Annotated in this window: 7 protein-coding genes; 5 read left to right on the forward strand and 2 right to left on the reverse strand. The window is 61.5% G+C overall.

Annotation, left to right across the window (positions count from 1 at the left end; genetic code table 11):
• Window positions 1-1,011: a LacI family DNA-binding transcriptional regulator gene (locus DDF78_RS02750; protein WP_152580109.1), complete on the reverse strand. Its 1,011-nt coding sequence runs from the start codon at window positions 1,009-1,011 to the stop codon at window positions 1-3.
• Between the two features lie 199 nt (window positions 1,012-1,210).
• Window positions 1,211-2,281: a LacI family DNA-binding transcriptional regulator gene (locus tag DDF78_RS02755; RefSeq protein ID WP_152580110.1), complete on the reverse strand. Its 1,071-nt coding sequence runs from the start codon at window positions 2,279-2,281 to the stop codon at window positions 1,211-1,213.
• A gap of 594 nt (window positions 2,282-2,875) precedes the next feature.
• Here DDF78_RS02755 and dnaK point away from each other — a divergent pair.
• The 5 genes from dnaK to DDF78_RS11815 form a co-directional block, all read left to right on the forward strand.
• Complete coding sequence (dnaK, locus tag DDF78_RS02760; RefSeq protein ID WP_152580111.1) at window positions 2,876-4,783, forward strand: molecular chaperone DnaK; 1,908 nt, start codon at window positions 2,876-2,878, stop codon at window positions 4,781-4,783.
• Window positions 4,784-4,785: 2 nt separating this feature from the next.
• Window positions 4,786-5,442, forward strand: a complete 657-nt coding sequence (gene grpE / locus DDF78_RS02765; RefSeq protein WP_152580112.1) for a nucleotide exchange factor GrpE — start codon at window positions 4,786-4,788, stop codon at window positions 5,440-5,442.
• A gap of 171 nt (window positions 5,443-5,613) precedes the next feature.
• Entirely contained in the window at window positions 5,614-6,606 is a 993-nt protein-coding gene (locus DDF78_RS02770; protein ID WP_152580113.1) for a DnaJ C-terminal domain-containing protein, read from the forward strand.
• 5 nt (window positions 6,607-6,611) lie between these two features.
• Complete coding sequence (locus tag DDF78_RS02775) at window positions 6,612-7,184, forward strand: heat shock protein transcriptional repressor HspR (protein WP_152580114.1); 573 nt, start codon at window positions 6,612-6,614, stop codon at window positions 7,182-7,184.
• A 373-nt stretch (window positions 7,185-7,557) separates the two neighbouring features.
• Window positions 7,558-7,745 (forward strand): transposase (locus tag DDF78_RS11815; RefSeq protein WP_162000926.1); only part of this gene is annotated, 188 nt, incomplete at its 3' end.

Here is a 7,745-nt window from a genome sequence, read left to right on the forward strand (position 1 = left end):
CTACGCTACGGCGGCTGTGGTTTCCCTGAGCATCAGCTGGGCCTGCTGGATTTCGAACTGCGGCTCGGGGGCGCGTCCTGCTATGGCGTCCAGCGTCTGCATCGCGGCCTTTCTGCCGAGCTCGAAGGGATCCTGGCGTAGCGTGGTCAGGCCGATGGGCTGTGCAAAGGGGATGTCGTCGAATCCGATGATCGAGATGTCCTGTGGCACCCGGTGACCATACTGCCGCAATCTGAACAGCGTCGGCAGCGCGATATCGTCGCTCTGGAAGCATATGGCCGTCGGTGTGATTGGCATTGCGATGATGCGGTTCAGCACCGTGTTCGTCGCGTCGCCGTCTTCCGAGATGGCTATGGTCTCGGGTGTGACTCCGGGGTGCGATTGGCACACCGACAGGAATCCGCTGAGACGCGAATCGGCGCTGAATCGCAGCCGCGAACTACTGTTGGGCATCTTATAAACGTAGGCGATATGTCGGTGGCCCAATGAAATAAGATGTTCGACGGCCACGCTCATTGCCCGTTGGTCGTCGATGCTTACTGCGGCGTCAAAGCCACTGGTCGAGGGGATGTTGATGCCGATGATCGGAACGTTCATCGTCCTCAGCTGACGTGTCTCCTCCGGCTCGATGTTGAAGGAGTTGACGACGACTGCATCCGCATTGCGCCGCACGGGCAAATCGGCGAAGAACTCGTGCCGTTTGTCGGCATCGACCATCTGGAAGATCGAGATGTCGTACCCGTTGGGGTGGAATATGGAGTCAAGCCCGGCGAAAGATGTCGCATTGAACCAGGTGGCGACGTTCAGCGAGGAGAGCAGGGCGATACGGAAGGACTGCCCCGATTTAAGCGCGGCGGCCGAACGCGAAGCATGGTATTCCAGTTTTCGCGCGGCCTCAAGCACCTTGTCGCGTGTGCTGGGCAGCACCAGATCCGGCTTGGAAAGCGTGCGGGAGACCGTGGAAACCGAGACCCCGGCCTCAAAAGCCACATCCTGGATGCTCGCCTTCACGGATACCTCCTCCTGTTCTTGAAAACCCTATGGCCCATGTATGTCCCATTAGTCTGCGGGCGGCATGCCGCCAGTGGCGCCACCTTCATCGACTGCTAGGGCAACGTTACCATGATTCGCGGGCGGGATGGGCGAGCGAGGGCAAGACTGGGCGCGCGCGGAAGCTGGAGCTGGAGCGCGGGGGCGGTCCGGGGCGGCCTTAGGCGGCACTTGTTGCGGGTCCGGTGGACATCCGGAACATCATGCGGATTTGAGTGGATTCGTGAATAGGGGGCGTGCTGACGCCGGTCTTGCTGGCGGTTTCATCGGTGGTCTCAAAGTCATTATCGGCTTTGGCGATGAGGTCAAGCGCGTGGCGGGCGGCCCGCGCGCCCATATCATGCGGATCCTGCCGAATGGTGGTCAGACCGACCTCTCTCGCATAGGTGCTGTCGTCGAAACCTGTAATCGAAAGGGCGTCGGGAATCGCATACCCGAGGCGCTGCAGCCGGCTGAGCAGAGGCACCGCAATCCGGTCCTGCTCGCAGCAGATTGCCGTGGGCATGTGATTGAGCGCGAACAGCTGCGTGAGCGCATGGTCGACGCGCTGACCGGTGTTGGACACATGCAGCATCGCCGGTTCAATATGCGCTTCGGCGCACTCCGCAAGGAATCCATTGGATCTGCGATTCGCGCTGTAATGCAGCGATCCGTCCGCATTCTCGGGTGGATCGAGGTCGATGTAGGCGATATCTTTGTGCCCTAGTGTGAGCAGATGACGGGTGACCAGACGCATCGCATAGTCGTCGTCGGTCGCAATCGAATAGTCGAATACATCTTCAGGCAGGGCGTTGATGCCGATGATTGGAACGTTCATACTGTGCAGCCGCGCGATCTCCTTGGAGTCGACATCGAACGAGGCGATTATGACCGCGTCCGCGTTGCGGCGTATCGGGAGGTCTTCGAAGAAAGCGTGCCGGTCCCCGCTAGTGCCGATCGGGTAGATGGCGATATCGTAGCCAGCCGGGTGAAATACCGAATCGAGGCCTTCGTAGATATGCGCGTTGAACCAGGTTGAGGAGGGGTCGTTGAGCAGCAGCGCGATGCGGAAGGTCTGGCCGGTTTGAAAGACCGAGGCCGATCGAGATGCTGCGAAGTCAAGCTCATCCGCCGCCCGGGCGATGCGTTCGCGCGTCGCCTTGGCCACAAGTTCGGGGTGCTTGAAGGCCCTGGACACCGTGGATGCGGAGACCTGCGCCCGCTGTGCCACATCGCCGATATTGGCCTGCATCGTATCTCCTTATGCCTCGTTGCCTTCTTCGCGAACGGCTGTGCGGACGCAACTGGCCGCTGGGGTGGTCGCCGGGTGGTACAAGCCCGTCCAATGGGCATTTGGAGGCGATCTGCTGCATCATCCCGTCAGAATAGCGTTCGCATATCTGTATGCCTATATTCGCTGTGAGCTTGGACGAGGTGGTGCTGTGATGATGGCTTGCCGGGTGACCGGTCTAGTTCAAGAACCAGCAACAGTCGGCGACAAGCATTTTTTTGTACATCCGATGTATAAAAATTTATACATCGGATGTACAAAAAAATGCAGCAATAGAGTCTGGCACAGGCGCTTCGCAACGATGCGTTCCAAAACTTGATAGCGCGAAACTCAAGTTTTTTTGGAGGAATTGGGAATATAAGTTGACTTCATAAAGTTGAGTGATGTAGGCTCAAGTTTGTAAGCAGGCGAGGGAAACCTCGCAACGCGGGTCCGCAAGGTGCCGAATGGCTGAATAGCTGAACAGCATCGAAACCGGCGGACTCGGCGGGCTTGAGCAGGCAACGTCAGCTGGCAAGTGACCACTGATAACGAACGAATAAGGAGACAACCGTTATGGGACGTGCAGTAGGCATCGATCTGGGTACCACCAATTCCTGCATCGCGACGCTGGAAGGCGGCGAACCCACCGTCATCGTGAACGCGGAGGGTGCGCGCACCACGCCATCCGTCGTGGCATTCAGCAAGTCCGGCGAGATTCTCGTCGGCGAAGTGGCCAAGCGCCAGGCCGTCACCAACGTCGATCGCACGATCAGCTCGGTGAAGCGCCACATGGGCACCGATTGGAACGTCGACATCGACGGCAAGAAGTGGACCCCTCAGGAGATTTCCGCGCAGGTGCTCATGAAGCTCAAGCGCGACGCCGAGGCGTACCTGGGCGAGCCGGTGACCGACGCGGTCATCACCTGCCCCGCGTACTTCAACGACGCACAGCGCCAGGCGACCAAGGACGCCGGCAAGATCGCAGGCCTGAACGTGCTGCGCATCATCAACGAGCCGACCGCGGCAGCGCTCGCGTACGGCCTGGAAAAGGGCAAGGAGGATGAGCGCATTCTCGTCTTCGATCTCGGCGGCGGCACCTTCGATGTGTCCCTGCTCGAAATCGGCAAGGACGAGGACGGCTTCTCCACCATTCAGGTGCAGGCCACCAACGGCGACAACCGCCTGGGCGGCGACGACTGGGATCAGAAGGTCATCGACTGGCTCGTGGGCGAAGTCAAGAACAAGTACGGCGTCGACCTGTCCAAGGACAAGATTGCGCTGCAGCGCCTCAAGGAAGCTGCGGAGCAGGCCAAGAAGGAGCTGTCGAGCTCGTCTTCGACCTCCATTTCCATGCAGTACCTGGCCATGACCCCCGATGGCACGCCGGTGCATCTTGATGAGACGCTTACCCGCGCCCACTTCGAGGATATGAGCTCGGACCTGCTCGGCCGCTGCCGCACGCCGTTCAACAATGTGCTGAGCGATGCGAACATCTCCGTGAGCGACATCGACCATGTGGTGCTCGTCGGCGGCTCGACCCGTATGCCGGCCGTCAAGGAGCTGGTCAAGGAGCTCACCGGAGGCAAGGAAGCGAACCAGTCCGTGAACCCGGACGAGGTCGTGGCTGTCGGCGCTGCCGTGCAGTCGGGCGTCATCAAGGGCGACCGCAAGGACGTGCTGCTCATCGACGTGACCCCGCTTTCGCTGGGCATCGAGACCAAGGGCGGTATCATGACCAAGCTCATCGACCGCAACACCGCCATCCCGACCAAGCGCTCCGAGGTCTTCTCGACCGCCGAGGACAACCAGCCCTCCGTGCTCATCCAGGTCTATCAGGGCGAGCGTGAATTCGCGCGCGACAACAAGCCGCTGGGCACCTTCGAGCTGACCGGCATCGCGCCGGCGCCGCGTGGCGTCCCGCAGATCGAAGTCACCTTCGACATCGACGCCAACGGCATCGTGCACGTCGGCGCCAAGGACAAGGGCACCGGCAAGGAGCAGTCGATGACCATCACCGGCGGCTCGGGCCTGGGCAAGGACGAGATCGACAAGATGGTCAAGGAGGCCGAAGCCCACGAGGCCGAGGACAAGCAGCGCAAGGAGGATGCCGAGACCCGCAATCAGGCCGAATCCTTCGCCTACCAGACCGAAAAGCTCGTCAACGACAACAAGGACAAGCTCTCCGACGACGTGTCCAAGGAAGTCACCGACAAGGTTAACGAACTGAAGGAAGCGCTCAAGGGCGAGGACGTTGAGAAGATCAAGTCCGCTCAGGAAGCGCTCATGACCTCGGCACAGAAGATCGGCCAGGCGCTCTACGCGCAGCAGGGCGCGGCTGATGCGGCTGGCACAGGCGCTGCTGGTGCCGCAGACGCAGGTGCGGCCGGAGCTGCTGGCGCCGGCGCAGGTTCTGCCGCTTCGTCTGACGACGACGTGGTGGATGCCGAAGTCGTGGACGATGACGACAAGGACAACAAGTAATCATGTCTGGGTTCAATAAGGACGATTACCTCAACGATCTGCCGGATGCCGATCAGGCCGCGGCTGACGCGGCCGGTGCGGCTGATAGCGCAGCTCAGTCGGCCTCGGACCCCGCAGCGCAGGGTGCCGAGCCGAATGAGCCGTCCAGCGATGCGAAGGCTGACAACGATAACAGTGATGGCGACAAGGATCCTAACAAGGATTCCGATTCGCAGGATTCGCTGACGCCGCTTGGCCAGGCGAAGAAGGAAGCCGCAGAATACCTCGACGCTTTGCAGCGCGAGCGGGCCGAATTCGTCAACTTCCGCAACCGCTCGAAGAAGGAGCAGGACCGCTTCCGCGAGCATGGCATCATCGACGTGCTCACGGCGCTGCTGCCCGCGCTCGACGATATTGACCGCATCAAGGAGCACAGCGATATCGACGACTCCTTCAGCGCGGTCGCCACGAAGATCGACAAGGCCTTCGAACGCTTCGGCGTCGAGAAGTTCGGCGAAGTCGGAGAGCCCTTCGACCCGACCAAGCACGAAGCCATCCTGCACAAGCCCGACGAAACCGTCACCACAGAAACCGTCGACACCGTAGTAGAGGCCGGATACCGCATCGGCGACCGAGTAGTCCGAGCCGCCCGTGTGGTAGTCGCTTCTCCCAAGGCATAGCTCGTTTGCGGAATACCTAGGTTTATCTGGTATCCGGGAATTGGAGGGATATGTGTTGCTCGACATGCTGAGCAACACATATCCCATTCCACCCACGGCAGCCCCACTAGCAGTCGAAATATAAACGAACAACGAACATTTGAATATTTTGCCCAGGAAAGGAGGCACATCGTGGCTGAGAACGAATGGCTGAACAAGGACTTCTACAAGGTCCTCGGTGTCTCCAAAGACGCCAGCGCAGCCGATATTACCAAGGCGTACCGCAAGCTGGCACGCCAGTATCATCCCGATCTGAACAAGTCTAAGGAGGCCGAGGAGAAGTTCAAGGATATCTCTGAGGCGTATGACGTGCTCAACAGCAAGGAGCAGCGCCAGAAGTATGACGCGATTCGGCAGTTCGGCATGGGCGGCGCGCGCTTTGCGGGCGGCTCGGGCCAGGGCGGCTTCAGCAACGCGGGCTTCTCCGATGTCTTCGGCTCGATGTTCGGCGACGGTGCGGGCGATGGCTCGCGCATCCGCTTCTCGACGTCGGGCGGCGGTCAGCCAGGCATGGATGACATCTTCTCCATGTTCGGCGGCATGCCAGGTCAGGGGGCACGCAGCCACACGGCGTACCGCGAGCCGCAGCCGCCGCAGCGGGGCGAGGACCGCAAGTCGAAGATCACGCTGACCTTCCGGCAGGCGGTCAAAGGCGCGACGGTGTCGCTGAGCGTGGATGGCGGCAAGTTCAAGACGCATATTCCCGCCGGGGTCAAGGACGGGCAGAAGATTCGGCTTGCGGGCAAGGGCAAGCCGGGCGTCAATGGTGGCAAGAACGGCGATATGTTCCTGGAGCTTACCGTCCGGGAGGACCCGAAGTTCTCGCTGCGCGGGCACGATATCGTCATGGCGCTGCCGGTCAGCGTCGGGCAGGCCGTGGCCGGCGCGAAGATCGAGGCCAAGGACATCGACGGGGAAGCGGTGACGTTCAAGGTGCACGCCGGCTCGTCCAGCGGCAGTGAGGTGCGTATCTCCGGCAAGGGCGTGCCGGGGCGCGGCGGCGACTTGGTGGGCCGCATCGAGATTCGCGTGCCGTCCAAGCCCAGTGCGGCGCTCAAGCGCAAGGCCAAGGAATTCGACGAGGAGTCCGGCGATTTCCTTGATGAACTGGCGCAGGAGCGCTGATCGCGATGGCACGGATGGATCGCGAGGCGCGGGCGCTCTATGAGATGTGCGCGCTCGCGCTGGTCGAGTCCCGCGCGAATCTCGACGGGGCGGATGAGGTCGGCTTCGACATCGATCTGCCGATTTTCAGCGTCGGCCGCACCGCCGAGCTGGCGAACGTCCACCCGCAGACTTTGCGGCAGTATGATCGGCTGGGGCTTATCGAGCCGCAGCGGACCGGCGGTGGGGCGCGGCGCTATTCGCTGCGTGACATCGACCGGCTGATGCAGGCGCAGCGGCTGAGTCAGGAGGAAAGCGTCAATCTTGCGGGCATCGCGCGGATTCTCGATCTGCAGGAGGAGAATCGCCAGCTGCGCCGCGAGATCAAACGGCTGAGCCGGCCCAACGGCTCGAGCATATTCGCGGCTGACGCAGACGGCGATATCATCGAGGTGCAGCGCTCGAATCAGGCTCGGCTGTGGCGGCACGAGATTCAGGTGCATCGCCGCGAGCTGACCTCCGGCCGCTCCGGCGGCGATATGCCGCAATACCCGGAGGACGAGAAGTCCGTGGTGCTATGGAGCGAATACCTCGACTAAGTGGCTCGTGGAGCTTGAGCCTCGGGGCGTTTGTATGCCCACGGCCCGCGTGAACTCCAGCGAACGCACATAAGCCTGAAATCTTACGTCACAAGGCCCGCACTATCACGAAGGTAGTGCGGGCCTTGTGGCGTTTCAGGCCGGTTATACGTCACATCCCCCGCATAAAGGTCGAGTTAGTGCGGGCCCTGTGATGTTTCGAGCCGGTTATACGTTGCATCCCCCGCAATGGCCTGGTGATAGTGCGGGAATCGTGACATTCCAGCGTTTCGGCATTTCAGTGGGGGGGGGGCTTGCGTCGCATTTTGTACGGTATCCGACGGGGGTGCGGACGGAATGTTGGGGGTTGGGTCGGGGGAAGGTCTGGTCTCTGATGGGTGGTCGCAGGTTCAGCGTCGAGGAGAGGGCGCGCGCGGTGGAGGAGTATTTCGCGCGCGGGATGAACGCGCAGGAGGTGGTGCGGCGTCTGGGCTGGCCGTCCAGGAGCGCTCTTGCGGCGTGGGTGCGCGCGGACGCGCGCTTCAGGCCGCATAGGGGCGGCCGGCCGCGTCTGCCCGAGAG

This window comes from Bifidobacterium tibiigranuli (assembly GCF_009371885.1).
In the GTDB taxonomy this organism is placed as follows: Bacteria; Actinomycetota; Actinomycetes; order Actinomycetales; family Bifidobacteriaceae; genus Bifidobacterium; species Bifidobacterium tibiigranuli.

Excerpts from the sequence above, each read along its gene's own strand:
- DDF78_RS02755 (WP_152580110.1), bottom strand. The coding sequence starts at position 2,281 with ATGCAGGCCAATATCGGCGATGTGGCACAGCGGGCGCAGGTCTCCGCA.
- dnaK (WP_152580111.1), top strand. The coding sequence starts at position 2,876 with ATGGGACGTGCAGTAGGCATCGATCTGGGTACCACCAATTCCTGCATC.
- grpE (WP_152580112.1), top strand. The coding sequence starts at position 4,786 with ATGTCTGGGTTCAATAAGGACGATTACCTCAACGATCTGCCGGATGCC.
- DDF78_RS02775 (WP_152580114.1), top strand. The coding sequence starts at position 6,612 with ATGGCACGGATGGATCGCGAGGCGCGGGCGCTCTATGAGATGTGCGCG.